25 protein-coding genes, 1 tRNA gene and 1 pseudogene are annotated in these 24,757 nt (G+C 63.1%); 10 read left to right on the forward strand and 17 right to left on the reverse strand.

The genetic code is table 11. From position 1 onward, the window contains the following. Nucleotides 1-182 precede the first annotated feature (182 nt). Nucleotides 183-1,301, forward strand: a complete 1,119-nt coding sequence (locus V1289_RS49080; protein WP_334407100.1) for a transglycosylase — start codon at nt 183-185, stop codon at nt 1,299-1,301. Nucleotides 1,302-2,230: 929 nt separating this feature from the next. Then, entirely contained in the window at nt 2,231-3,088 is an 858-nt protein-coding gene (locus V1289_RS49085) for a hypothetical protein (RefSeq protein ID WP_334407101.1), read from the forward strand. Between the two features lie 374 nt (nt 3,089-3,462). Here the strand turns inward: V1289_RS49085 and V1289_RS49090 are convergent, their stop codons facing one another. The 4 genes from V1289_RS49090 to mgtE form a co-directional block, all read right to left on the reverse strand. Beyond that, nucleotides 3,463-4,314: a hypothetical protein gene (locus tag V1289_RS49090; protein WP_334407980.1), complete on the reverse strand. Its 852-nt coding sequence runs from the start codon at nt 4,312-4,314 to the stop codon at nt 3,463-3,465. A 64-nt stretch (nt 4,315-4,378) separates the two neighbouring features. After that, nucleotides 4,379-5,197, reverse strand: a complete 819-nt coding sequence (locus V1289_RS49095) for an aldo/keto reductase (RefSeq protein WP_334407102.1) — start codon at nt 5,195-5,197, stop codon at nt 4,379-4,381. A 154-nt stretch (nt 5,198-5,351) separates the two neighbouring features. Further along, nucleotides 5,352-5,690, reverse strand: coding sequence for a helix-turn-helix domain-containing protein (locus V1289_RS49100; RefSeq protein ID WP_334407103.1), 339 nt, complete (start codon nt 5,688-5,690; stop codon nt 5,352-5,354). A gap of 79 nt (nt 5,691-5,769) precedes the next feature. Then, entirely contained in the window at nt 5,770-7,197 is a 1,428-nt protein-coding gene (gene mgtE, locus V1289_RS49105; RefSeq protein WP_334407104.1) for a magnesium transporter, read from the reverse strand. A gap of 122 nt (nt 7,198-7,319) precedes the next feature. Here mgtE and V1289_RS49110 point away from each other — a divergent pair. Further along, a pseudogene (locus tag V1289_RS49110) lies at nt 7,320-8,097 on the forward strand (polysaccharide deacetylase family protein). A gap of 84 nt (nt 8,098-8,181) precedes the next feature. Further along, entirely contained in the window at nt 8,182-9,531 is a 1,350-nt protein-coding gene (locus tag V1289_RS49115; RefSeq protein ID WP_334407105.1) for a polysaccharide deacetylase family protein, read from the forward strand. Between the two features lies 1 nt (nt 9,532). Here V1289_RS49115 and V1289_RS49120 read toward each other — a convergent pair whose 3' ends face one another. The 3 genes from V1289_RS49120 to V1289_RS49130 all read right to left on the reverse strand — a co-directional run bounded on the left by V1289_RS49120 (nt 9,533) and on the right by V1289_RS49130 (nt 10,542). Next, on the reverse strand, nt 9,533-9,907 hold the full coding sequence (locus V1289_RS49120) for a hypothetical protein (protein WP_334407106.1): 375 nt from the start codon (nt 9,905-9,907) through the stop codon (nt 9,533-9,535). Nucleotides 9,908-10,117: 210 nt separating this feature from the next. Further along, nucleotides 10,118-10,202 (reverse strand) — tRNA-Leu (locus V1289_RS49125). A 97-nt stretch (nt 10,203-10,299) separates the two neighbouring features. Further along, a complete protein-coding gene (locus V1289_RS49130; protein ID WP_074276133.1) occupies nt 10,300-10,542 on the reverse strand; it encodes a FliM/FliN family flagellar motor switch protein in 243 nt (80 codons plus the stop codon). Nucleotides 10,543-10,607: 65 nt separating this feature from the next. On the opposite strand from V1289_RS49130, the gene lipB reads away from it, so the two are divergent. Next, entirely contained in the window at nt 10,608-11,336 is a 729-nt protein-coding gene (gene lipB / locus V1289_RS49135; protein ID WP_334407107.1) for a lipoyl(octanoyl) transferase LipB, read from the forward strand. A gap of 6 nt (nt 11,337-11,342) precedes the next feature. On the opposite strand, the gene V1289_RS49140 is transcribed toward lipB, so the two are convergent. Continuing rightward, nucleotides 11,343-11,771, reverse strand: a complete 429-nt coding sequence (locus tag V1289_RS49140) for a tautomerase family protein (protein WP_334407108.1) — start codon at nt 11,769-11,771, stop codon at nt 11,343-11,345. A gap of 117 nt (nt 11,772-11,888) precedes the next feature. On the opposite strand from V1289_RS49140, the gene V1289_RS49145 reads away from it, so the two are divergent. Beyond that, nucleotides 11,889-12,743 (forward strand): LysR family transcriptional regulator, encoded by an 855-nt coding sequence (locus tag V1289_RS49145; protein WP_334407109.1) that lies wholly within the window; start codon nt 11,889-11,891, stop codon nt 12,741-12,743. Between the two features lie 19 nt (nt 12,744-12,762). Here the strand turns inward: V1289_RS49145 and V1289_RS49150 are convergent, their stop codons facing one another. Then, nucleotides 12,763-13,629, reverse strand: a complete 867-nt coding sequence (locus tag V1289_RS49150; RefSeq protein ID WP_334407110.1) for a class II aldolase/adducin family protein — start codon at nt 13,627-13,629, stop codon at nt 12,763-12,765. Nucleotides 13,630-13,782: 153 nt separating this feature from the next. On the opposite strand from V1289_RS49150, the gene V1289_RS49155 reads away from it, so the two are divergent. Beyond that, complete coding sequence (locus V1289_RS49155) at nt 13,783-15,306, forward strand: ATP-binding protein (protein WP_334407111.1); 1,524 nt, start codon at nt 13,783-13,785, stop codon at nt 15,304-15,306. 34 nt (nt 15,307-15,340) lie between these two features. On the opposite strand, the gene V1289_RS49160 is transcribed toward V1289_RS49155, so the two are convergent. Genes V1289_RS49160 through V1289_RS49170 form a run of 3 tightly spaced genes read right to left on the reverse strand, consistent with a single transcriptional unit; the run spans nt 15,341 to nt 18,018 of the window. Beyond that, complete coding sequence (locus V1289_RS49160; protein ID WP_334407113.1) at nt 15,341-16,774, reverse strand: TIGR01777 family oxidoreductase; 1,434 nt, start codon at nt 16,772-16,774, stop codon at nt 15,341-15,343. Further along, nucleotides 16,771-17,436, reverse strand: a complete 666-nt coding sequence (locus V1289_RS49165) for a DUF4166 domain-containing protein (RefSeq protein WP_334407114.1) — start codon at nt 17,434-17,436, stop codon at nt 16,771-16,773. The genes V1289_RS49160 and V1289_RS49165 overlap by 4 nt, the downstream gene beginning before the upstream one ends. Nucleotides 17,437-17,460: 24 nt before the next feature. Then, nucleotides 17,461-18,018, reverse strand: coding sequence for a GbsR/MarR family transcriptional regulator (locus V1289_RS49170; protein WP_334407116.1), 558 nt, complete (start codon nt 18,016-18,018; stop codon nt 17,461-17,463). A gap of 126 nt (nt 18,019-18,144) precedes the next feature. On the opposite strand from V1289_RS49170, the gene V1289_RS49175 reads away from it, so the two are divergent. Then, nucleotides 18,145-18,690, forward strand: a complete 546-nt coding sequence (locus V1289_RS49175) for a DUF3280 domain-containing protein (protein WP_334407118.1) — start codon at nt 18,145-18,147, stop codon at nt 18,688-18,690. A gap of 32 nt (nt 18,691-18,722) precedes the next feature. Further along, nucleotides 18,723-19,172, forward strand: a complete 450-nt coding sequence (locus tag V1289_RS49180) for a cupin domain-containing protein (RefSeq protein ID WP_334407120.1) — start codon at nt 18,723-18,725, stop codon at nt 19,170-19,172. Between the two features lie 61 nt (nt 19,173-19,233). On the opposite strand, the gene V1289_RS49185 is transcribed toward V1289_RS49180, so the two are convergent. The 5 genes from V1289_RS49185 to V1289_RS49205 form a co-directional block, all read right to left on the reverse strand. After that, nucleotides 19,234-19,737: a YciE/YciF ferroxidase family protein gene (locus V1289_RS49185; protein WP_334407121.1), complete on the reverse strand. Its 504-nt coding sequence runs from the start codon at nt 19,735-19,737 to the stop codon at nt 19,234-19,236. A 207-nt stretch (nt 19,738-19,944) separates the two neighbouring features. After that, nucleotides 19,945-20,244 carry an acylphosphatase gene (locus V1289_RS49190; RefSeq protein ID WP_334407123.1) on the reverse strand — a complete coding sequence of 100 codons (300 nt, stop codon included), beginning with the start codon at nt 20,242-20,244 and terminating at the stop codon, nt 19,945-19,947. Further along, nucleotides 20,245-21,111 (reverse strand): isocitrate lyase/PEP mutase family protein, encoded by an 867-nt coding sequence (locus tag V1289_RS49195; RefSeq protein ID WP_334407125.1) that lies wholly within the window; start codon nt 21,109-21,111, stop codon nt 20,245-20,247. It lies immediately after the preceding gene. A gap of 2 nt (nt 21,112-21,113) precedes the next feature. After that, nucleotides 21,114-23,171 carry an acetyl/propionyl/methylcrotonyl-CoA carboxylase subunit alpha gene (locus tag V1289_RS49200; protein WP_334407127.1) on the reverse strand — a complete coding sequence of 686 codons (2,058 nt, stop codon included), beginning with the start codon at nt 23,169-23,171 and terminating at the stop codon, nt 21,114-21,116. A gap of 148 nt (nt 23,172-23,319) precedes the next feature. Beyond that, nucleotides 23,320-23,529 (reverse strand): hypothetical protein, encoded by a 210-nt coding sequence (locus V1289_RS49205; protein ID WP_334407128.1) that lies wholly within the window; start codon nt 23,527-23,529, stop codon nt 23,320-23,322. Between the two features lie 438 nt (nt 23,530-23,967). Here V1289_RS49205 and V1289_RS49210 point away from each other — a divergent pair, with 438 nt between their 5' ends. Next, nucleotides 23,968-24,732 (forward strand): thermonuclease family protein, encoded by a 765-nt coding sequence (locus tag V1289_RS49210; protein ID WP_334407129.1) that lies wholly within the window; start codon nt 23,968-23,970, stop codon nt 24,730-24,732. Nucleotides 24,733-24,757: the final 25 nt, after the last annotated feature.

A 24,757-nucleotide genomic window follows, 5' to 3' on the forward strand; every position in this document is an offset into this window, starting at 1 on the left:
GCCGTTGAGACGGGCGCAATTGCTTGTGATCGACGCGTTGCAATCGGGCAACATGTTTTGGAAAAATTGACGAGCGGGCCGTTTGCGCCATTGCGCGACCCACATTGATCCCAAGAATGAGCCTTTTCGCATGCGTGGCTTTTCTGCACGGCTCCGGCGGAGCCTATGGAGGCGACGGGATCATGAACCCGCGGCGATTTACGACAGTGGCGCCGGCGTTTTGCGGATCGCTCGTTCTCGCGGGGGTCATCGTCGGCTGGCTGGCTGGCTTCGGTTCGGCCCGCACCGAGAACACCGGTGCAGTGCCAATCGAGAACGGCGCAGCCTCTCTCGCCGCCAACGCCTGGCTCACAGATGAACCGCAGGCAATCGCAATGGCCAACACCGTTGTCGCGAACGCCGCTGTCGCTAGCGCCGAAGTGGCGACGGCCGCCGAACCCGCGGCGGGGACGGCCACCGACACGACGGCGGCCTCGGCCAAGCCGGAATCGATCGTCGTGGCCGCGTTGCCCGATCCGTCGCAGACGCTGTCGGCCGATTTACCGCCTGTGCAGGAATCGGTGGACTTGGGCCACCATGATGTCGCCCAACCGGCGCCGACAACGTGCGATGCATCCGGCGGTCCCTCCAGCACGGGGCCGCAGGATTTCCGGTATCTCATTTGTTATGTCTGGTCCGAACTGCCGCCTGCCGAGAAGCCGGCGGCGATCGTCTTGCGTTCGTTCAAGGACAACCCGGTCGGAACGCCGATCGAGGAGATCAAGCGCGCGTCCGACGCTTTCGGTCTGGATTTCAATTTCATGAAAGCGGTCGCCAGGATCGAGTCCGGTTTCGACCCCAAGCAACGCACCGGGTCGTATATCGGGCTGTTCCAGCTGAGCAAATACGAGTTCAGCAAATTCGGCTCCGGAGACATTCTTAATCCCCGCGATAATGCCGTTGCGGCAGCCTACAAGGTCATCACCGAAGGCATTCTGTTCCAGTGGGTGACGCACAGGAAGCCGGACTTGAACGATCTTTACTTGATCCATCAGCAGGGCTGGGAAGGCGCCGCCGAGCACATCAGCCAACCCAATCGCATCGCCTGGAAATCGATGTGCGCCACCAGCGAAGGCAGGGAGAAGGGCCAAAGATGGTGCCGACGCGCGATCTGGGGGAATACCCTTCCGGCCGTCAAAGACGCGTGGAAATCGGTGGATAAGCTGACATCGGGGGCGTTCGTCGGAATGTGGCGCGAGCGGGTTGCGCATTTCTATTCGAAATACATGGCCACCGCCGCCGCCGAACGGGCGAACCAGTAAATTTCCGTTGAGTGGTTGGCAGGAGCTGCCGCACCTGCGGGCCGAACGAGGCCTCACCGCCGCTGCGGCACGTGGTGCCGCTCATCGCTCAGTGGTCGCGCGGATGCACTTTACGTCGTCAACGACGCGCTCGGATCGTTCCTACTGCGCGCTAACGAGGTGATCGATCAGGTGCCGATGTCTGCTTGTGGCACATCGCGTCATTTCGCTGCGCTGTGGAATTTGGCGGCTATCGGGGCATAGCGGACTCTCGCGGGCCCTCCGCCCGGCAGATTTATGGGTTCACGGCCTGGAGTCCGATGGGCCAGCAGCGCCTTCCTGTATGTAAAAACTGCACGACCGCTACCTTCGAGCGAAGAAGTCATGCGGGATCGAGGGAAGGCGCACAAAAATGCTCTGAATTTACTTCCGCTTTCGGCGGTATAGCGAACATGACCGGACTTGCTACTGGCTCGCCCAGGTCGCGAATGACCCGTTTCGGAAGTCGCCGACGCAAGGATATTTCATTCGAGCGCCCCCGAGTCTTCCAACTGTCGAGTTCCGACAGCCACGCTGCCGCATTCTGATCCCCATTGGGGATGGGCAATGCCATGCTTCCCGGAAAACGGAAAATGAGTATGCCCCGGGCCTGATCTCACGACCGAATGCATGATATGGTCTTAAGCGGGCGCGTCGTCCCCGCTTAACGTCACATTGTTCTTCAAGAGCCGCGAGGTTTCGTAATTCCAGGAGGACCGCGCGCTTTCGTTAGATCTGATTTTTCATCCCAAGGCTATGCCTCGGAAGTAGCAGCGCATTTCATCGGACTTCGCGCAGGCACGATGGGACCTGCGTTTCGTTTGTCATCCCATCATCCATCGCACCAGAGGAGCAGCACAATGAACGTCCAACGGCGGATACTTTCATGTTCGATCAGCGCTCTTGTTACCATGGTGGCCGGCCCGGCCTTTGCGGATTGCTCCGCTCTGCCGGACTTTTCGCAACTTCGTTCAGCGCTCATCAGCGCCATAACGCCCGCTGCTGGCGCTAATGGCGGGCTGGGCTTCAACATGTGGGGGACGCTCGTCGCCAACGATGGCACCGTCTGCGCCGTCGCGTTCTCGGGGAGCCAAGGCACCTCTCAATGGCTGGGCAGCCGCGTCATCTCCGCACAGAAAGCGAACACCGCGAATGATTTCAGCGTGGGGCACAATGCGACGCCTGTCGGCAGCCTGTTTCCAAGTGGCCTCGCCTTGTCGACCGCCAACCTGTTCACGGCCGTGCAACCGGGAGGTAGCCTCTACGGCCTGCAGCACAGCAATCCGGTCGATACTGCTGCAGCTTATGGCAACCGTCCGCCTGCCGGTACCGCCGGCGTTAGCCAGGCTAACTTCAACCCGGGCCCGTCCAGCGGTTCTTCGTTCGGCACGCCATCCGATCCCATGGTTGGCCAGCGCATCGGCGGCGTGAACGTGTTCGGCGGCGGTCTTGCGCTCTACAGGAACGGGGTCAAGGTGGGTGGCGTCGGCGTCAGCGGTGACACCTCCTGCACCGACCACATGGTGGCGTGGCGGGTCCGAAATGCCCTCGGTCTCGATCAATTCCAAGGCGTTAAAGGCGTGGCTGATGCGGCCCACCCGGATAACATCATATTCGACATAAAGCCGAACACTGACGGCACCGGCGGTACAGGTCAAGCGCCCAACGGACAGGGCGGCGTCGGTCAGAGCGCCAGCGGGTTTGGCCATCCGAAGTGCCTGAACAATCCAACGGATGCCGCCGTGGCCGGTCTTCCGCCTGTGAAGTGACGGTCGTCATCCGCGCGGGAAGCACATGCTGCTTCCCGCGCTTGAGGCGGAATTGGTTTTGGATGGGTGCGGTCGGCATTGGAGCGGTGCAATGTTTGCTAGGCATTACAATCCCGCCAACACTTCTTGCGCGCGCCGACGAGATGATCAAATAGTATCGCTAGTTGCTGCGGCGCATGAGTCCGGTTGTGGCACCTAGCGGACATCGACGGTCGCGGGCAGTATGTCCGCTTCTGGCCCAAGACCGGAAGTCAAAAAGCTCCCGCTCATCGTCAGCATGAACCCACAAGGTAAGGTCCTGCACCCGTTCTTCCGGAGCCTGCGTGAAGACCTGTGAACGGGGGGTTGCTTTGCGGCAAATTTGGTCTCGCCGATCAGTATCCGGAGAAATCCTTCGGCGTAAAACTCAAGTCGATCACCTTCCATTCGCCGTAGCGGTCCGCCGGCAGCATGGCGTAGGGCTGGCAGGCCTGCAGCGCGCTGATGGCGCCCTGCATCAGCAACGGCCCCTTCATGGAGGCGCTGGCTTCGATCAGGATGGGATCGGCGGCGAGCCGGCCGTCCTGCGTCATCAATACCCGCAGCTTCACTTTGACGTCGTCGGAGGCCTTCAGGTCCGCGGGAAGTTTTGAGCATGTCCTGAGATGACGACGAAATTCCGTGACCAGACTGGAGGCGATGTCGGCGGACTCATTCGCCGGCGCGTCGAAATCATCGCCTGCCTTATCGCCTGCCTTGGCGCCGGATCGCGACGCCGGCGGCAGCGTCGGCGAGATATCCTGCGGCAAGCCCAGCAACACGTGGTATTTGATCGATAGATCCGGCTCGGGCGGTGCGTAGGCCGGCGCCGGCGACGCCGATGCGGCCTGCGGCGGACTGGGCGCCGGCGGAGCCGGGCGCGAAGCGGCTAAAGCGGCCTGCTTTTGCGGCTGCACGGGAGCCGATGGTTGAGCTGCCGGCGTGGGAGCGCTGGCCGCTGCAGCCTTATCAGGCAGCGAGAAATCCAGTTGCGGCGCTGGTGTTGGCGTCGGCGCGGGTTCGGGCTTGTTCTCGGCTGTGGCTTTTTCGGCAATCTCCTGCGGCGTCACGATATCGACCGCGACCGTCTCGGCCGTCACCTCGCCGAACGGATGCACCTCGGAAAACAGCAACAGCAGAGCGAGCAGCGACAGATGGGCAACCGCCGATGCCGTGATGTCCGTATGTATGATCCGCCGCAGATCCATCGTCACGCTGCAATTTTTCGATGTCTCCCCCGGACTTGAGCATAGCGCCGGGCGCTACCGTCCCTCAATCCCATTTTGGCGCGAAGCCGTAATCGGTGAGCCGGCCGCTGGCGCTTCCCATCCCGGATATTTCGCGCATGTCCTGATCCGACAATTCGAAATCGAAGATGTCGATGTTCTCCGAGAGCCGTTCGAGCTTCGATGTCCGCGGTATCGCGGCAACATTTTGCTGCACCAGCCAGCGCAGGCTTATCTGGGCCGCCGTCTTGCGGTAGCGGTCGCCGATCCGCGCCAGCGACCGGTCGCCTTTGATGCGGCCCTTCGCGATCGGGCTATAGGCGACCAGCGCCATGCCGTGACGCGCGCAGGCCTCCCTCACCTTGGTCTGGTCGAGATAGGGGTGATATTCGACCTGGTCGCACACCAGAGGCTCCGGACAGTCCGCGACCGCCTCCTCGATCAATGCCACGGTGAAGTTCGAAACGCCGATATGCCGCGCCAGCCCGAGCTGCTTGACCCGTGCCAGCGCTCCCAGCGTCTCCGGCAGCGGCACCTGCGGATTTGGCCAGTGCAGCAGCAACAGATCGACCTCGGTCAGGCGCAGCCGCGCCAGGCTCTCCTTGGCGGATCGCTCGAGATCGTTGGGCCTGAAATGGGTGGTCCAGACCTTGGTCGTGACGAAGAGGTCGCCGCGCTTCACGCCGGATGCGCGCAGCCCCTCGCCGACCTCGCGTTCATTCTCATAGACTTGTGCGGTATCGATGTGGCGATAGCCCAGTCGCAGCGCCTGCTCGACGATGCGCGCGCAGGTTCGCTCGCGCAGCTCCCAGGTGCCCAGCCCGATCGCCGGGATTTTTGCGCCGTTGGCTTCGACGAATTGCATGCACGGGTACTCGCGAGGTCGATACCCATTATGGACTGCAGCGACTGGGCTGCCAACTCATGGCGTTTTCGAGCGAAAGCCTGCCCCCGCACCTGGATAGCGGGGTGGATCCCGGTTCGCGCCAGGAAAACCGTCGAGCAAACCTGTCAGACAATCAAGCCGGCGTTGGTTCCGTGGCCAGCGCGGCGAACACGGTGTCGGGCGAATGCGCAATCACGGCGAGTAATGCCCGTGCCGGTCCGCGCGGCGCACGCTTGCCCTGCTCCCAGTTCCGGATCGTCTCCACGGGCACACCGAGGCGGGCGGCAAATTCAAGCTGGGTCAGGCGCGCGCGGCGGCGGAGGTCGCGAACTGCCGGCAGCGGCGCGGCTTCGGCAGGCGTCGCGGCGGGCATCGCAAGCGCGAGCCCGGGGATCGTCGGCGCGAGCGGAAACTCCTGCCCGTCACGCAATTCGACGATCCGTCCGTCCGCTTTCAGCCGCAGGCGCTGCATGGTCAAATCCCCGGCGGGAATCATCGGCGATCCGCCTTAAGGTCCGATTAACGATACGGGCCTCGCCCGTCCCCTTCGCCTATCTCAGCCCGAACCACAGCGTGGCGATGCCGAGAAACGAGAAGAAGCCGACCACGTCGGTGATCGTGGTGACGAAGGTGCCCGACGCCACCGCCGGGTCAGCGCGTACCCGCTCCAATACCATCGGGATCAGAATGCCGCCGAGCGCACCGGCGACCAGGTTGCAAACGATCGCCATGCCGATCACGACGCCGAGGCCCGGGATCTTGAACCAGGCGACTGCGGCGATGCCGGTGATGACGGCGAAGGCGAGACCATTGACGAGGCCGACCATGGCCTCGCGCATCACCACGCGATAGGCATTGTTCGATCCGAGTTCGCGAGTGGCCAGTGCCCGCACCGCCACCGTCATGGTCTGGGTCGCGGCGTTGCCGCCCTGGCTCGCGACGATCGGCGCCAGCACCGCCAGCGCCACCATCTTCTCCAGTTGCCCTTCGAACAGGCCGAGCACCGAGGATGCCAGAAACGCAGTCGCGAGATTGACCAGCAGCCAGTTGAAGCGGCCGCGCGCGATGGTCCAGACGCTGTCGGACAATTCTTCGTCGCTGGTGACGCCGCCCAGCGCCTTCAAATCCTCGTCGGCCTCTTCCTCGATGACGTCGACGACGTCGTCGATGGTGATGACGCCGACCAGCCGGTTGGTGGTATCGACGACGGGGGCGGCGACCAGATTATATTTGCCGAACATCCGCGCGACTTCTTCCTGGTCGTCCAGCACCGAGACGCGGCGGCGGTCTTCATCGACCAGCTCGGCGAGCGGCACCGGCCGGTGCGCGCGCAGCAGCGCGTCCAGCGAGACCGCGCCATGCCAATGCTTGTCGGCATCCACGGCGTAGATTTCATAGAACCGGGCCGGCAGGTCGGGGGTGTCGCGCATGTAGTCGATCGCCTGCCCCGCGGTCCAGTCCGGCGGCACGGCGATGAACTCGGACTGCATCCGCCGGCCGGCGGAGTTTTCCGGATAAAGCAGGCGGCGCTCCAGCGCGTCGCGCTCGGACGGCGGCAGCTTCTCGAGGATCTCCTCCTGGTCCTCCTCGTCGAGACCTTCCAGCAGTTCGACGGCGTCGTCGGACTCCAGTTCGCGGACACCTTCCGCCACCGTCTCCGGTTCGAGTTCCTCGAGGATCTCCTCACGGACGGCGTCGTCGACCTCGTTGAGTGCAGAGAAGTGGAAATCGGCACCCGTCAATTCCACGAGGTTGACGCGATCCTCGGGTTCAAGGGCCTCGATCAGATCGCCGAGATCGGCCTCGTGAAGTTCCGCCACGACTTCACGCAGCAGTGGCTTGTCAGCCGCCTGGATGGCGCGTGTAATCTCTTCGACAAATTCGTGACGGATCTGCCCCTCTTCATCCCGCATCGGGAAACGGTCGAGCACGGAAGGCTCGGCAGCGGGGGGCTGGGCAACGTCGATATTCTCGGCCATGCCGTGCCTCACCGGTTTGACAGAACTGGAGAACTCGTCTGAGCTATCGCTGCACGCATTACCCAATCGGCAACGCCGAGCGCAATGCTAAATATGGCCAACCGCTGACGATCGGGAGTTTCATGAAGGCGTTGCTCGCGACCCTTGTTGCTTCAACGGCCTGGATCGCGACGGCGCAGGCAACCGAATGCCCGCGCAAGGATGCGCTCGGCACCTCACGCGTTCTCGCCGTCGATGCCGCTACCTATCCGCGCGTCGGCCTGAAGAGCTTTCCGCAGACCCTGCCGCTGCGGGACCATGAGGTGGTGCTGACCTTCGATGATGGGCCGTGGCCCGCCACGACGCCCAAAGTGCTGGCGGCGCTGGCGCGTGAATGCGTGCGTGCCACATTCTTCCTGATCGGCAAGCCCCCCCGAATTGGTGCGAAAGATTGCGGCCGGAGGCCACACCATCGGGCACCATACCTGGACGCACCGCAGCCTGAAGCAGATCAAGCCGGGCGAGACGGAGGGGGAAATCGACCACGGCATTTCCGCGGTCGAAATGGCGCTCCATGGGGTCGCAACCACGACCCCGAGCACGCCGTTCTTCCGGTTTCCCGGCTTCGAGAGCACGCCGGCAACCCTCGACTTCCTGCAAAAGCGCGGCATCGTGGTTTTCGGCGCCGACCTCTGGGCCACCGACTGGAATCCAATGACGCCGAAAGCGGAACTGAAGCTGATGACCGAGCGGCTCAAAATCGCCGGCAGGGGCATTATCCTGCTGCACGACCCCAAGGCGCAAACCGCGGCCATGCTGCCGGCTTTTCTGCGTTATTTGCACGAAAATCACTATCGCGTGGTCCAGCTGGTTCCGGCCGCCGCCAAGGCCGTCGCCGCCGGCGCGGAAATCGCGAAATAAGTGTGGAATTCGGACCATTAAGGCGGCATTCATGTCGCCTTGGCTAATGATTTGAGTTGCCGAGTTAATTGGTAAGAAGGTTCGATGATCACCAGCGTATGTGCGGGAGTCCGGAAGCGGCCATGGGCCGTTTTGTGTCTTGGCACATTCCTTGGCATGGTCGCCTGCGTCGCGGCCCAGACCGCCTCGGCCGCCGACTGTCCCGGCCATCCCGACGCGCTCGGAACGTCGCGCACGCTGGTGGTCGATCCAAGGGAGCATCCCAGGATCGGCACCATGCAATACGCCCAGACGCTGCCGCTGGAAGATCACGAGGTGGTGCTGACCTTCGACGACGGTCCGCTGCCGAAGTACAGCAACCAGATCCTGCAAATTCTCGCCGATCAATGCGTGAAGGCGACCTTCTTCACGATTGGAAGTCAGGCCAATGCCAATCCGGAAGGCGTGCGCAAGGTCCGCGATGCCGGCCACACCGTCGCCACCCACACCCAGAACCATCCCTCCAACATGCACCGGTTGCCGATCGACCGCGCCAGCAAGGAGATCGACGACGGCATCGCCTCAGTAACGGCGGCACTTGCCGACGGGACCGCGCCCGCGCCGTTCTTTCGTATCCCGGGTCTCGCCCGCAACGCGGCGATCGAGGAATATGTCGCATCGAAGGGCATCCAGCTCTGGAGCGCCGATTTCCTGGCCGACGACTGGCGGCATGTCTCGCCGCAGCGCGTCTATGATCTCGCGATCCAGCGGCTGGAGGCCAAGGGAAAAGGCATTCTGCTGCTGCACGACATTCAACCGCGGACGGTCACCGCACTCCCCCGGATCCTGCATGAGCTGAAAGCCCGCGGCTATCGCATCGTTCAAGTGGTGCCGGCGACACCGGAACGGCCGGCCACGCCGACCGAACCGCAGCAATGGCAGTTGCATCCGGCCGCGGAGACGGTGGCAATTTCGCGCTGGCCGAAAATTCCCACTTTCGTGTTTGCCGGGACCGACATGCTTCCCGCGCCCGCGCTGTCCAATCTGGATTGGCGCGACACCGACCTCGCCTATCGTACGCGGCTGATGCGCGCCGTGCCGTTGCCGCAGGAAGCGCTATGGCCGCGTCCATCGCAGTTCGCGCAAGCCGGCGCCGCGATCGCGCTGCCCATTCCGGCCGCGAGCGTCTTCAAAATTCCGGAAGCGACACGCGTGACGATGCTGGCCGCTGCGCCGGCACATCGCGTGGAACGGACGGCTTCGGCTCCGCGCGAAACGGAAGAACTCGCCAAGCCCGTTTCTGCCCGGTCGCGGGCCGCAGCATCCCGGCAGGCCGCGCGTTCCAAACATGCCGCGCACCAGGCCCCGCACGCGGGCCACGCCGCGCCCAAACACGCCGCGCAAGTAAAGAAGAACGGACGCTCGGTTCGTGTTGCCAGCCTGAAGAAGCGCTAGATCAATTCGTCACGATCTTGGCGATGCACAGCAGGATAACGAGGGCAAGGAACAGCAGGTCGATATACGCCTTGATTTCACCGGCATGGCGCAGCGCGCTGACGTCGGTGACGATCTGCCTGCGCGCGGCCGCCGCATTGGGTCCTTCCGCTGCCGCCAACGCCAGCCGCCGCGCCTCGATCTCCAGCCGCTCGATGCGCTGGAAGAAATAAAACGACCGCAGGGCCGATGCGGCGTGCATCGCGGCATAGATCAGCACGAGGATCGAGACCACCACGCGCTGCTCGTATTTTTCCAGGAAGTTCAGGCTGAAATAAACCAGCGCCAGGAACACGAAGTTGGAGGCGAATCGATAGGCGTAGCTCAGGAACGTCATGCATGTGCTCCGGGTGATTCTGGAACGCCGAACGGCGGCCGTAAGACCGGAACCGCCGGCCGGTAAGTCCTACATCTGTCGGTTTACCCGAACGCTGTTACAGCAAGGCATCGACCTGTTCCGTTACCCAAAAATCGCCGCCGCGCTATTGCGGACCAGCACATTTCGTTCCCCGAATCGGTCGGGGCGAGCTCAAACCGAACGATTTTCTGGTGCGCTCGGAGGGACTCGAACCCCCACGATTTTACTCACTGCCACCTCAAGGCAGCGCGTCTACCAATTCCGCCACGAGCGCTTGGGATACCGGCTGAAACCCATCGGGCTGCCGGATCGACGGCGCCGATGTAACAAATCAGGGGTGGAGGGACAAGGCGGATTTGCGACCGAATTAACTACCTAACGCCCGGCAATTTCGGCAGCATTTGCTTGACTTCGACCGCGATCCGGTTGCGATCCACCAGCACCACCCCGCTGGCAACGGGCAGGTTGTTGGCGAGGATCTTGACCTCGTCGGCCTCGGTGGCGTCCAGTTCGATGATGGCACCGCGGGAAAGCCGCATAACCTGGTGGATAGGCATGGTGGTGGTGCCGAGCACCACCATGAGATCGACGCTGACTTTATCGAGGGTGGCCACTTCTGAACCGCCAAACCGGGACTAGATTGCTTAAGGATTTCACCTGACCACGTTATGGTTAGCCAATGGTTAATGACCGCCAAAGCCTTGATTTGACGACCTTCGCGCGCCCGCTTGGCGGCGGCGACGTCGAATGGCGAATTTCGGCCGAGCCGGTGCCCTACCCCGATTCCGTGGCGGCGATGGAAGCGCGGGTGGCCGACATCGCGGCCCAAAGGGCGAGCGAACTGGTGTGGCTATTGGAGCACCCGCCGCTCTTCACGTCCGGCACCAGCGGCAAGGCCGGCGATCTGCTCGACCCCCGCTTTCCCCTGTTCGAGACCGGCCGCGGCGGCCAGCTCACCTATCACGGCCCCGGCCAGCGGGTCGCCTATGTGATGCTGGACCTGAAGCAGCGGCGGCCGGATGTGCGCGCCTACGTCGCGGGTCTGGAGGAATGGATCATCCGGACGCTGGCCGCCTTCAACGTCCGCGGCGAGCGCCGCGAGGACCGCGTCGGGGTCTGGGTCAAACGGCCGGACAAGGGTGCTGGTTACGAAGACAAGATTGCCGCGATCGGGGTGCGGTTGCGGCGCTGGGTCTCGTTCCACGGCATCGCCATCAATGTCGAGCCGGAGCTTAAGCATTTTTCCGCGATCGTGCCCTGCGGCGTCGCCGACCCCTGCTATGGTGTCACCTCGCTGGTCGATCTCGGCCTTCCCGTGACGCTGGAAGACGTCGACGTCGCGCTGAGGCGGGCTTTTGAGGACGTGTTCGGTCCGGTAAAGGCGCGCCTGCCGGAAGCGACGGTATAAGGCCGGTTACGCTACCGCGCGTTGCGACGCGACCTCGAGCTGGCCCGCGATATAGCGGCGCTCCTGCGTCAGTCCGCCAAAGCCGTAGGCATCGCCCTTCACTTCGTCGACATGGGCGTAGCTTTCGTTGTGCAGTGGCCCCAATAGCTCGCTCATGCGCTTGAACATTGCGGCGAGATAGGCGGCCTTCTCGTCCTTGGTGTTGGTGCCCTCGCTGACGTGGACGTCGAGCCAGAAGCTGGCGAGGCTTTGTTCCGCCAGCGATTTGACGCCGGCGAACCAGTCGGCGGCGTCGACCGCCCTGACGATGACGGCGGTGACCTTGGGATCCTTGCGCAGGATCCGGGCGGTGAGTTCGCTGACGGCGCTGGCGATTTCAGCCTTCAGCGTCGGCGCCTTGCGGACGCTGGCATAGGTGACGGTGATAAGCGGCATGGTCGTTCTCCCTTGAGACGGTGCGCGATCGATCGCGCCCCTTCCAACTAGACCTGCCAACATCATTTTGGTATCTTATCTCTGTTCATAACAGTGATAATAATTATTGATGATGACATGAACACGCTGGATATCGATACGGTGCAGGCTTTCCTGCTGGTCGCCGAACTGCAGAGCTTTACCCGCGCCGCCGAGGCGCTGGGTACGACGCAGGCCGCTGTCAGCATGAAACTGCAGCGGCTGGAGGCTGTGGTCGGCAAACGGTTGGTCGAACGCTCGCCGCGCGCGGTGACCCTGACCGCCGACGGCGCGGCATTCCTGCCCCACGCCCGCGCCCTGATGACGGCGCATGACCGCGCGCTGTCGGGCGAGCGGCCGGCGCCGCAGCAATTGTCGCTTGGAATCAGCGATCACGCGGCGGGGCCGGAACTGGTGCCGCTGCTCGAGCGGCTGCACGCGATGTCGTCGCAATTGGCGCTTTCCGTGACCATCGGCTTTTCGCGCGAGATGCAGGATGACTATGATGCCGGCAAGCTTGACGCCGTGATCGTACGCCAGGAAGGCAGCCGTCGCGGCGGCGAGAAATTGACAGTGGATGAATTCGGCTGGTTCGCCACCAAACGGTTCGCCTGGCATCGCGGCGAGAGCCTGCCACTCGCGACGCTGGCGCCGCCCTGCGGCGTGCGCGCGATCGCGGTCCGCGCGCTCGACAAGGCCGGCATCGCCTGGAGCGAAACGTTCGTCGGTGGCGGCGTCACCGCCGTGGCCGCGGCGGCGCTCGCGGGACTTGCGATCGCACCGCTGGCAAGGCGGATCGCGCCGGCGGGATTGATCGACATCGGACCGGCGCAGGGCCTGCCGTCGCTTGGTGCCTCAAAGGTGATGCTGCACTCGAAGGTCAGCGACCCCACCAAACTGGCGGCGTTGCGCAAGCTGGCGGCAACGTTCCGCAGTGTGGTGGCGGCGGCGTGAGCGACTTTTCCTCTATGAACTATTTCGCAAGCGTCGGAGCGACACGCAGCTTCCACAAGTTCCAGACGCGGTCGAGCACGGCCAGATTGACCGTGTCGGCTTTCGCGCCCTCCTCCGGCGTCAGATAGTTGATGTCGCCGCCACCCAGCGCGATCGCCTGCGACTGCAGTTTTGCATCGATGTCGGTATAATAGGCCCGGAACACGGCTAACGGGACGGAAGGCCCGACCGTCACGTCGCCGTGGCCGCGCATCAACACCACCGATTTGTCGCCGAGCGTCTCGGCCAGCGATTTGCCGCGCAGGGGATCGCGGACCAGCATGTCGGTCGCGCCAAAGCCCTTTCTGATGTCCCACACCGGCGCGCCGGCGGCGAGGAACGCCGCATTGTGATACATCGGCCGCAACGGCACCTGGCTCACCGTGAATGGAATGACACCGAGCGAATGGGTGTGCACCACCGCCATCACGTCGGGCCGCGCCTTGTAGATTTCGCTGTGAATGAAGCGCTCCAGAAACACCGACCGGCCGCGCGCATCGACGGCATTGCCGTCGAGATCGAACTCCATGATGTCGTCGGCGGTGACCAGCGCCGGCGCCAGCGAGCGGGACATCAGAAAACGGTTCGGATGGGTGGGGTGACGCGCGCTGACATGGCCGAAACCATCGACCACACCGAAGTCGGCGAGGATGCGGCTGCCGACCACGATATCTTCGACCAGGGCAGGATCGAAGCCGGAAGCCGAAGTTTGGGCGTGCGTCGGCGCCAAACTGCACAGCAACAGGAAGATCGCCGCCACACCAAGGCGCGCGAGCCGATAGCTCGTTGCTGGAATCATCTGGCGGCCAAAGCTGATTGCCGATACCGTTCCTGGTGTTGCGATCATTTGTTGCCTTCCCATGCTCTGAGCATCGATCGATTATTAGCAAATTACGCGAAGCGTGAAGGACGGGCGTGCGCCGCCTTGCCCAGGAAGGCTCCCGACCCCCAGGAACAAAACCCACTGCTGTGCGTTTTGGCCAGTCGAGGCTGAGTATAGATGTTGAAAAAAGACAAGCAGCGACAACGGGTTCTGTTCGAGAGCGAACGCAGTTTCCGGCTGCTGGTCGAGGGTGTGGCTGACTACGCGCTTTATATGCTCGACCCGACCGGCATCGTCACGAGCTGGAACGTGGGCGGGCAACGAATCAAGGGCTATTCGCCCGATGAGATCGTCGGACGGCATTTTTCCTGCTTCTACACCGAGGCGGACCGAGCCAACGGCAAGCCGCTTCGCGCCCTCAAGATTGCCAAAGAACAGGGCCGGTACGAAGAAGAGGGCTGGCGCGTCCGCAAGGATGGCACCTTCTTCTGGGCGAGTGTCGTGATCGATCCGATCCGGGAGAACGACGAACTCGTCGGCTTTGCCAAGATCACCCGCGACATTACCGAGCGCCGCGAGACCCAGCTCAAGCTCGAGAAAATGCAAAAACAGCTCGCGGAGTCCCAAAAGCTCGATGCGCTCGGCCAACTGACCGGCGGCGTGGCGCACGATTTCAACAATCTCCTGATGATCGTCAGCGGCAGCGTCCATGCGCTGAAGAAAGGCTTGGGGAACGACGCCAGGTTGCTGCGTGCAGTGGCGGCCATCGAGGCGGCGACCAAGCGCGGCGCCGCGCTGACCAGCCAATTGCTGACCTTTGCACGGCGACAGAGCGTAAATCCGCAAGCCATCAATCTGGCAGAACGGATCAGCGCGGTGCGCGACGTCCTGGACACCGGCGTCGGCAGCGCCGTAAGACTGGAGTTCGATGTCGAAGAAAGCACATGGCCGGTCACCGTCGATATCGCCGAATTCGAGACCGCATTGATCAATCTCGTCATCAACGCACGCGATGCGATGCCCGGCGGCGGCACAATAACGATTGCCGCACGTAACGATGTGCTCAACGAAGAACCGAATGCCGGGGAATACGCCGCGATCTCCGTGCAGGATTCCGGCACCGGCATCGCCCCCGACGTCCTCGGCAAGATATTCGACCCGTTCTTCACGACGAAGCCGATCGGCAAGGGCACCGGGCTTGGTCTTTCGCAGGTTCACGGTTTCGCGCACCAGGCCGGCGGAACGGTCAGGGTGACCAGCGAGATTGGCAAGGGTACGACGGTGACGATTCTGTTGCCGCGCGAGCACGCCAGCCCGCAATCTGACGTCATCAACGCCATCGAAACCGGCCAAAGCGGCACGGTCCTGTTGGTCGAAGACAATCCGGAGGTCGCTTCGGTCAGCACCGCTTTGCTGGAACAGCTTGGCTATACCGTCCGCAAGGTCGCGGATGCCGACGCCGCCTTGCGCGAAATCGAGCGCGACGGCATCGATCTCGTCTTCTCCGACATTATCATGCCCGGCAAGATGGATGGCCTGAGCCTTGCGCGTCGCTTGAAGGAAATCCGTCCCGAAGTGCCGATATTGCTGGCGACCGGCTATAGCGATGCTGCGGTGAACGTTCGCGGCCATTTCCCCATTCTTCGCAAGCCCTACGAAATCCATCAGTTGAGCGACGCGATCGCGAAATTAACGCGGTGACGCTCCACGAACGGTCCGTCGTCAAAGGCACTTCTCACAAAATAGCCTCGAACGCGCTGCGCAAGGTCTCGTGCCGGAACACAAATCCGTTGCTCAACGCCTTGTTCGGCAGCACACGCTGACCACCCAGCAGAAGTTCGTTGGCAAAATCGCCGCCGACCCGGCGCAGCAAGGCGGCGGGAATACGGAACACCGCAGGCCGATGCAGCCGCCGGCCGAGTTCTTCGGTGAATTTCAGGTTGGTGACCGGGATCGGCGCGGTCGCGTTGACCGGTCCGGAGAGGTCGGGTTTTGCGATCACGTGAGCGATCAGGCGAACCAGATCGTCGCGCTCGATCCAGGACATCCATTGCTTGCCCGATCCGAGCGGCCCGCCGAGGCCGAATTCAAACGGCGTCAGCATCCGCGTGATGAAGCCGCCACCGGTGCCGATCACGAGTCCGATCCGCAAATAGGCGACCCTGACGCCATGCTCGGACGCCGGACGCGCGGCATTCTCCCAAGCCTCACACAATTCGTGGCTGAAGCAGGCGTGCGATTTGGCTGATTCCGTTAGCACCTGATCCTGCCAGAGCCCATACCAGCCGATCGCGGAGCCGGAGACCAGCACGGCAGGTTTGCGTTCGAGCCGCGCGATCAGCTTGATGACATCGCCCGTCATTGCAATCCGTGAATCCAGAATCGTACGGCGTTTTGCTTCGGTCCACAGCCCGTTGCCGATCGGCTCCCCCGCCAGATTGACGATGGCATCGATCTTGGTGTCCGCCGGCAACTGATCGAGGTTGGTGATCAGTGTGATTGGCGGTGGCAACTCGGCCTTGGCAGGATTGCGAACCAGCGCAATGACCTGATGGCCCGCGCCGGTCAGGCCCGCGACCAATCGGCTGCCGATGAAACCGGTGGCGCCGGTGACCAGCACCGTCTGGCATTCAGGCAATTTCTCGACAAGGCCGCGCGCAGGCGCGCTAATCATGCGCGCCAAGCGCCTCGAGGCGGCAAAATCCCGCAGCCCGCAGAGCCCGGCGCCGACCGCGGCGGCCGCGGCAACGACACTGAGGGGACCGCCATAGGCCGATTTGATCGCGGCCGGCTCGAACGCCCACGCCAGCAGGACCGGCAGCAGCAGCACCAGAATGGCGCCGTAATTGATCGCCAGCAGCGTGTGATTGATGCGCTCGGTCGCCGGCAATTTCCGGCTCATGTCTTCTTCGACGAAATCCATCAGCGTGATGACGATTTCGGCCACCAGCACCGCGATCACGATGACCGCGAAAATGCCGTGGACTTCCAGCCAGCCGAGCACCAGGAACAGGAAGGCGTAGAGCATGTTGCGCAGGCCGTGGAGCCTGAGCTCGTAGCGTTGCGAGGGACGCCATGCCAGCCGTTCGGTCAGTTCATGGTGATAAAACGTGTCGAAAACGCCCATCGCGACTTGAACAGCGATCAGGATCCAGAGCAACGACGTCATGATACGGCCTCCCGAAACACGGCGGATTGACGAATGAGCGGGCCAAAACGGGGATGGACGATCTCGAGCGAGAAGCGAAACGCGCCGCCGCCGAGGTCAGCGTGGGTCACGGTCAGATCGCCGGGCGTCAGCCATTCCGGCAGTGGCAGCCGCAGGCGTCCGATCTGCACGGCGTAGCCGACGCTGCGAAACAGCAGCGCTTCGTGCTCGACAGAGATGCGCAACGCCATGCTGACGCCGTAGCCGACATATTCCTCGAGACCGGTCGGGCCTGCGAAACGTTTCGAGGAATGAATGACCTGCGGAAAGCCATGCCGGCGCGCGCAGATGCGGGTCCAGATCTGGCCGCCGCTCGCCGCGTCTTCCGTCACCGCCACGATCATCGGGATCTGGGTTTCGGCAACCGTCGGCAACGGTCCGCCGATCACGCGCGCGACTTGCGCCAGCCACCAGCCGATCCGGCTGAAACAGGCCTCGTCGATCTCGCCGACATAGACCACAGTCTTGCCATCGGCGAGGCGTTTGGAGAATCGCCGCCAGATCGCCAGCGGCAGGCGTCCCCATTCTTCATCGGGCAAGAGCGCATGGAAGCGAAAATCGTCGAACAATTTTTCGTTGGAAGCGGGCTCGGCTGGAAATCTGGATATCCTTGCTGACGCCATCGCACGCTCCTGCACCTTTTGCCCCTATTTGGCTTTTCCCACCGGCAGGAAGCTGACGATCTTCTCGCCAAGCTTGATCAGCGCCACCAGCCGCGGCCGCGGCACGTTGAGCATCTGCATGTACCAGCGGTCGACCAGCTCGGTGAACGCCAGCATTTCCTTCAGGCGCTTGCTCGCGACCGGGCTGATGGTCGGATCGTCGGCGGCATCGGAGACGCAGGCGCGCAGCGCATCGACGGCGGGGTCGATCTCGCGCTCCTTGCGGCCGGCCGCGATCCGCGCCGCCACTTCCCAGATGTCGGTTTCCGCCTCGAAATGATCGCGGCGGTCGCCCAGGATCGGCACCCGCCGGATCAAATTCCAGGACAGCAATTCCTTGATCGAATTGGAGACGTTGGAGCGCGCCATGCCGAGCGTTTCGGCGATGTCGTCGGCGGTCATCGGCGCCTCGGCGAGATAAAGCAGGCCGTGGATCTGGCTGACCGAGCGGTTGACGCCCCACTCGTCCCCCATGTCACCCCAATGCAGGATGAACCGCTCGACGGCGGTGGGGAGTTTCTTCTTGGCGGTTGTTTCTGTCATGACAGAAATATCTGACTAACGAGACGGAATGTCAAGGGCCGTTGGGGAAACTTCGCGGGAGCCGGCGGACGGCTTTCGCGCGGTGCCGACCTGGGATAGCCTCATCGCAATAATCGGGAGGAACCAATGTCTTGCGATGAGCCGGCTGTTCGCCGAACCGCAGCGCTGTGCAGATCCGCGGGTTTCGTGCTCGGCCTTGGCGTGTTCCTCACTCTGTCGTCCGCACGAGGCGAAGAGGTGAAAGCGCCGCCGATCCCGATCGCGGTCGCCGATTTCGACTATTTCGACACTTCCGGCGAACCGACTAACCAGCAGGCCGAGCATCAGGCGCGGCTGCAGGCCTTCGCCGACGCCATTCGCGCCGACCTCGCGCGTGACGGGCGTTACCGGGTTGTCACCCTCTCCTGTCCGCGAACCCGTTGCGCCGCGGCCGAGTTGCCGCCCGCGGAACTGCTCGAAAAGGCGCGAAGCGCCGGCGCGAACCGGCTGCTCTATGGCGGCATTCAAAAGATGAGCACGCTCATTCAAAACGCCAAAGTTCAGGTCGTCGACATCGCGGAAAACAAACTCAGGTTCGACCGGCTGATTACGTTCCGCGGCGACACGGATGAGTCGTGGCAGCGTGCGGAGCGCTTCATTGTGAGAGACCTGATATCTGAAACCCAGAATTAGCCGATCAACACCCGATCGAACGGAGCAGCACCATGGACGCCGTGCCCCCAAAGAGCGCGCAGACCGCGGACACGCATTCCCACCTCGTTCGCCCCACCAGCATGGAATGGCAGAAGACCCGCTTTCCCGGCTGCGAGGCCAAGACGCTGCTGTTCGATCGGACCACCGGCCTGATGACCGCGCTGATGCGGTTTGCGCCCGGCGCCGTGCTGCCCGACCATGAGCACGTCAATATCGAGCAGACCTATGTGCTCGAGGGCAGCCTGGTCGACAAGGAAGGCCCGGCGCAGGGCATCGAATGCAAGGCCGGCGAATTCATCTGGCGCGAGCAAGGCAGCCGCCACGTCGCCTGGTGTCCCGAGGGCGGGCTAATGCTCGCGATCTTCCAGGTCCCCAACAAATTCTTCGAATCCGACGGCCGCGTCATCGATGCCGCCGGCGAGGACTGGGACGAGGCCTGGGGCCATACGCGCAAGACTTAAGGCGTCAAGGCTTGAGGCATCCTCAAATGAAAAGGCCCGGCCGAAGCCGGGCCTTCAATCCTTACATGTGTGCTTCGGCTTCGATATTCACGACCGATTTTGCCAGTGTCGTCAGCGCGGAATCGGTCGCCCTCTCTTCCTTCAACGTCGCATCCAGCAAGGACACGGCGTCCGGCATTCCCAGTTCATCAGCCCAACATTTGAGCGTGCCGTAACGCGACATCTCGTAATGCTCGACCGCCTGGGCGGCGGCGAGAAGCCCGGCGTCCAGCGCCGGCATTCCCTTGAAGTCCGACATGATCTCGTCGCCTTCCTTGGTGATGCCCATGATGGCCTCGCACTTCTTTGCCACGGGACGCTTGCCGAGAATCTTGAAGACGCCCTCGAGCCGCTTGACCTGACCGCGCGTCTCCTTCTCATGCTTGACGAACGCCGCCTTCAGGTCTTTCGACTGCGCGGCCTTGGCCATCTTGGGCAAGGCCTTGAGGATCTTGTTTTCCGCGAAGTAGACATCCTTCAGGGTCTCGTGAAAGAGGTCGGCAAGCAGCTTGGATTTTTTAGCCATGCGAATTCTCCATAAAACAAAGCCCCACGCTCGCGGGGCCGGCGGACATCGGAATGAGGGTGTCCATGATGTCCTCTCGGTCTCAGCCAACCGTCTCACACGTGTTAAGTTCCTGATCGTCGCGCGCAAAGCGCAGCGCCGCGCGCAGCGTCAGCGATGAGCGCATTTGCGCTGACGCGGGATGACGGCGATAGAACGGTGATCGCCCTAAATCGTCTGCAACACCGAGAACCGCTCCCCTGCCCGCCGCAAATTCAGCGCGTCGGACGTAGCGGCCTCTTCCTGCACTGCCTCGACCCGCGCCGATGACGGCCCTCGCCGGCATGATTCGATCATGGCCGAGACGACCTCCTCAGGTCCCGCAAACAGCGCCTCGACGCTGCCGTCGCGGCGGTTGCGCACCCAGCCTTCGAGATCGCGCCTGGTCGCCTCATGCTCGACCCAGGCGCGATAGCCGACGCCCTGCACCCGGCCCCGAATCGTGACCTGGCAGATCGCGCCGCTCATTTATTTCTTGAGCCCCAGAAAATCGCCGCTGCGGATTTTCACATCCGCTTCGCGCATGGCGCGGCCGGTCAGGTCGGATGACGCGAGGCCCTTCAGATCCCTAGGCGAGGTTCCCTCCCGCAAGGCTTTCAGCGTCGCATAGACGGCCTGCGTGGCGGCCGCGAACGGCGCGTGGCCCTGCAGCGCGATCCGCACGCGTTGACTGCTGAGATAATCCAGCGCCGTCATTTCCTCAGGCGCGCCGCCGAGCACGATCGGCAGCGTGGTGGCGGCGGAGATCGCTTCCAGCTCCGCACGGTTCTTGATGCCGGTCAAGAACAGCGCATCGACGCCGGTGGCTTCATACGCCCTGGCGCGCACAATCGCATCGTCAAGACCGGTGATCGACACCGCACCGGTGCGGCCCATGACGACCAGTGTGGGATCGCCGCGGCCGTCGAGCGCGGCCTTCATCTTGCCGACGCCCTCGTCGAGCGAAATCAACTGCGTCTTGGCCTGTCCGAACGCCTGCGGCAGCAGCGTATCCTCGATCGTGAGCCCCGCGGCGCCGGCAGCCTCAAGCTCCTGCACGGTGCGGCGGACATTGAGCGCGTTGCCATAGCCATGATCGGCATCGACCAGCACCGGCAAACCAGCCGCACGCGACATCCGCCGCATCTGCTCGGCAAGTTCGGTCAACGTGATCAGCGCGATATCGGGATCGCCGAGCACGGCGAGCGAAGCCACCGAGCCGCCGAACATGCCGACTTCGAAGCCGAGGTCTTCGGCGATCCGGATCGAGGTGGCGTCATAGACCGAACCCGGCCGAACGCAGGTCGATCCCTTCAGGATCGAACGCAACGCTTCGCGGCGCTTGCGGAACGCCATGATCAGGCGAACTCGAGGATCAGCGCGTCGACCGCCAGCGTGGCGCCGGCGGCGGCGTGGATCTTCTTCACGGTGCCGTCGCGTTCGGCGCGCAGCACGTTCTGCATCTTCATCGCCTCGATCACGGCGAGGGTTTCGCCGACCTTGACCTCCTGCCCCTCGTTCACCGCAATCGACACCACGAGCCCGGGCATCGGGCACAGCAGCTTCTTGCCGGTGTCGGCCGCCGACATCACCGGCATCAGCCGCGCCGCGGCCGCCTCGTTTTCGGTGTAAACATAGGCCCGCGCCTGGGCTCCCTGCCACGTCAGATCGAAGCCGTTAGGCAAGCAGCGCACCTGTACGGCAACATGGCGTCCTCCGACGCTGCCGTGCCACACCGGATCGCCTGGCTTCCAGGACGAAACTACCTCAACCTCGCCGACGGCCCCTGCCCCCTCGCGAAAGCGGACCCGCACGCAGTCCTCGGAAGCTGGTCGCGCGCCTTCGACGCCGTCACCGAACCTCACCGCACCGGCCGTCACATCCAGAATGTATTCTTGTCCGTTGAGCCAGACGCTGCGCACAGTCGCCCGCGTCACTGGCCGTCCGGTCAACTGCCCGGAAATCTTGCGTTTGCGGGCGCCGAGCCGATGATCGATCGCCGTTGCCACAGCCGCGATCACCCTGGCCCGTTCGCCCTCCGGGGCAATCGGTTTAAACCCATCCCTGAACTCCTCGGCGATGAAACCGGTAGAGAGCTGGCCGGCACGCCAGCGCGGGTGGTTCATCAGCGCCGACAGGAACGGAATGTTGTGGCGGATGCCGTCGATATAGAAGGCATCGAGTGCAACTGACTGCGCCTCGATCGCCGCTGCGCGCGACGGCGCGTGGGTCACGAGTTTTGCGATCATCGGATCGTAATGGATCGAGATCTCGCCGCCCTCCTGCACGCCGGTGTCGTTGCGAATGGTGATGCCGTCACGGCTCGCTTCCGCGGGCGGGCGATATTTGACCAGCCGCCCGATCGACGGCAGGAAATTGCGGAATGGATCTTCGGCATAGACGCGCGACTCCACCGCCCATCCGGTCAGCGTGACGTCCTTTTGCGCCAGCGCCAGCTTTTCGCCTGACGCAACGCGGATCATCTGCTCGACCAGATCGATGCCGGTGACCAGTTCGGTGACGGGATGCTCGACCTGCAGGCGCGTGTTCATCTCCAGGAAGTAGAAACTCTTGTCTTGCCCTGCGACGAATTCGACCGTGCCGGCGGAATCGTATTTCACGGCCTTTGCGAGCGCGACCGCCTGCGCGCCCATCTTGCGGCGCGTGGTCTCGTCGAGCAGCGGTGACGGCGCCTCCTCGATGACCTTCTGGTTGCGGCGCTGGATCGAACATTCGCGCTCGCCGAGATAAATCACATTGCCATGCTTGTCGCCGAGCACCTGGATTTCGATGTGGCGGGGATCGACGATGAATTTCTCGATGAAGACGCGGTCGTCGCCGAAGGAGGATTTGGCTTCGGCCTTCGCGAGACCGAACCCTTCGGCGACCTCCGAGGTTGAATGGGCGATCCGCATGCCCTTGCCGCCGCCGCCGGCGGAAGCCTTGATCATCACGGGATAGCCGATCTCGTCGGCGATCTTGATCGCATGTTTTTCGTCTTCGATGACGCCAAGGTGTCCCGGCACCGTCGAGACGTTGGCCTTCGCGGCGGCCTTCTTGGATTCGATCTTGTCGCCCATCGCGGCGATGGCGCCGGGGTTGGGACCGATGAACACGATGCCGGCCGCTTCCAGCGCGCGCGGAAAGGATTCGCGCTCGGACAGGAAGCCGTAGCCGGGGTGCACCGCTTGCGCGCCGGTCTTGCGGCAGGCTTCGACGATCTTGTCGATCAACAGATAGCTTTCGGCCGCGGCCGGCGGGCCGATCAGCACCGCGTCATCGGCCATTTCGACATGCAGCGCATCGCGGTCGGCCTCGGAATAAACCGCGACCGTCTCGATTCCCATACGGCGCGCAGTCTTGATGACCCGGCAGGCGATCTCGCCGCGATTTGCGATCAGAATTCGTTTGAACATGTTCTTCTTGCTTGAGCTTTTGGGCAGGGTCCTCACCCGCAATGTGGCATGCGGGGACGCGGGTAACAAACCCGTCGTACAGCAAAAATCGGCAGAGGCAACGGTCTCGTATCGGCTGGTGGCGCCGGGCGGTGGCCGCCGGCGCCTTTCAGCCGGAATAACTCTGAAAACGGCCGCGCGCATAGGCGTGCGAGACCGCTTTCATCAGTTCGCCGACCTCGGTCTCCAGATATTCATTGGCCACGATCAACGTGCGAATGGTCGAGCGCAGATCGCCGCCGCAGGCCGAGATGGCTTGATCCACGGCGGCTTCCAGCCCGTCATGGTCCTCGGTATTGGCTCTCGAAGAAGAGGACATGATGGTGTTCCATGATGGGGCGACGCCGGGATATGTTCCTATTTTGTTCTCGCAAAGTCAATGCGTCGTTTGGATGATGACCGCGCCTACTCCGGCACCTTTTTCTCCGGGCGGAAAAAGAGAAACCAGTCGATGATGAGACCGAAGACGAGGTTGAGGACGAACCCGAATGGTCTTGCTTCCCTTCGGCGGCGCAACGGGTACGCTCCTTCCAGGTCCGACGCCGTTCTTTCGACGTGATCTCCCGCACGCCTCCCCCTGGAGCAAGATCGGTCCTGATTGGATCAGAACCGATCTTGCTCCAGATTCTTGCTTTAACGCGTTTTGTTGACGCGAACCGGTATCCACTTCGCTTGAAAACGCTCTTGTCTTGGTTGTATGGCGCGAACCTATGCTAGAAATCTGCCGCCGATGTGAACTCCATTTGATGTGTGACCGATGAAGCCACGAGCCTTACTTGTTGCGACGCTGCTGTTGACGTCGCTGTCCACCGGCTGCGGCTGGGCCGCCAATGCGACCATCAAGGACGGCAGCACGCTGCAGCTCGATAGCGTGACGTACCGGCTCGACGGCATCGATGCGCCGGCGATCGACCAAATGTGCATCGACGAACACGCGGACGCCTGGCCCTGCGGTATCGAGGCGCGCGATCAATTGACAAAACTGATCGGCGGCCGCGAGATTCGCTGTGACGATCTCGGCGCAGACCCCAGCTACAAGAAGCGGCATCTCGGCGCCTGCAGGATCGAGGGCGACACCACCAGTCTCAGCGAATTGCTGGTCCGCCAGGGTTTCGCATTGAATGTCGAATCCTCCGCAACCGGACGCTTCGAGACCGAGGAGGCGCGCGCCAAGGAGGAACGCCAGGGGCTGTGGAAGGGCTGCTTCGTTGCACCGCAAGAGTTTCGCACCGGCAAGAAGGACGGTGCCCTGCTCGGCGGATCGTGCCCGGCCGACCGCGACAAGGAGATTCGCGACGCGCTATTCCCGGAAGCTCTCGCGATGCCGTCGGGCTGCAACATCAAGGGCAAGTTCGCGGTCCGCGCCCGCGTCACCGGCAATGTCGGCATCTACCATCTGCAGGCCTGCCGCAGCTACCCCGCGCTCACCGAACCGGACCGCTGGTTTTGTTCCGAGGAAGACGCGCAGGCCGCCGGCTTCCGCAGGGCCTATAACTGCCGCGCCGGCACCAAGACCAAATGACCGCTGGCAAAGCCGCCTCTTGTCG

The sequence above is a fragment of the Bradyrhizobium sp. AZCC 2289 genome, from assembly GCF_036924615.1.
GTDB lineage: Bacteria > Pseudomonadota > Alphaproteobacteria > Rhizobiales > Xanthobacteraceae > Bradyrhizobium.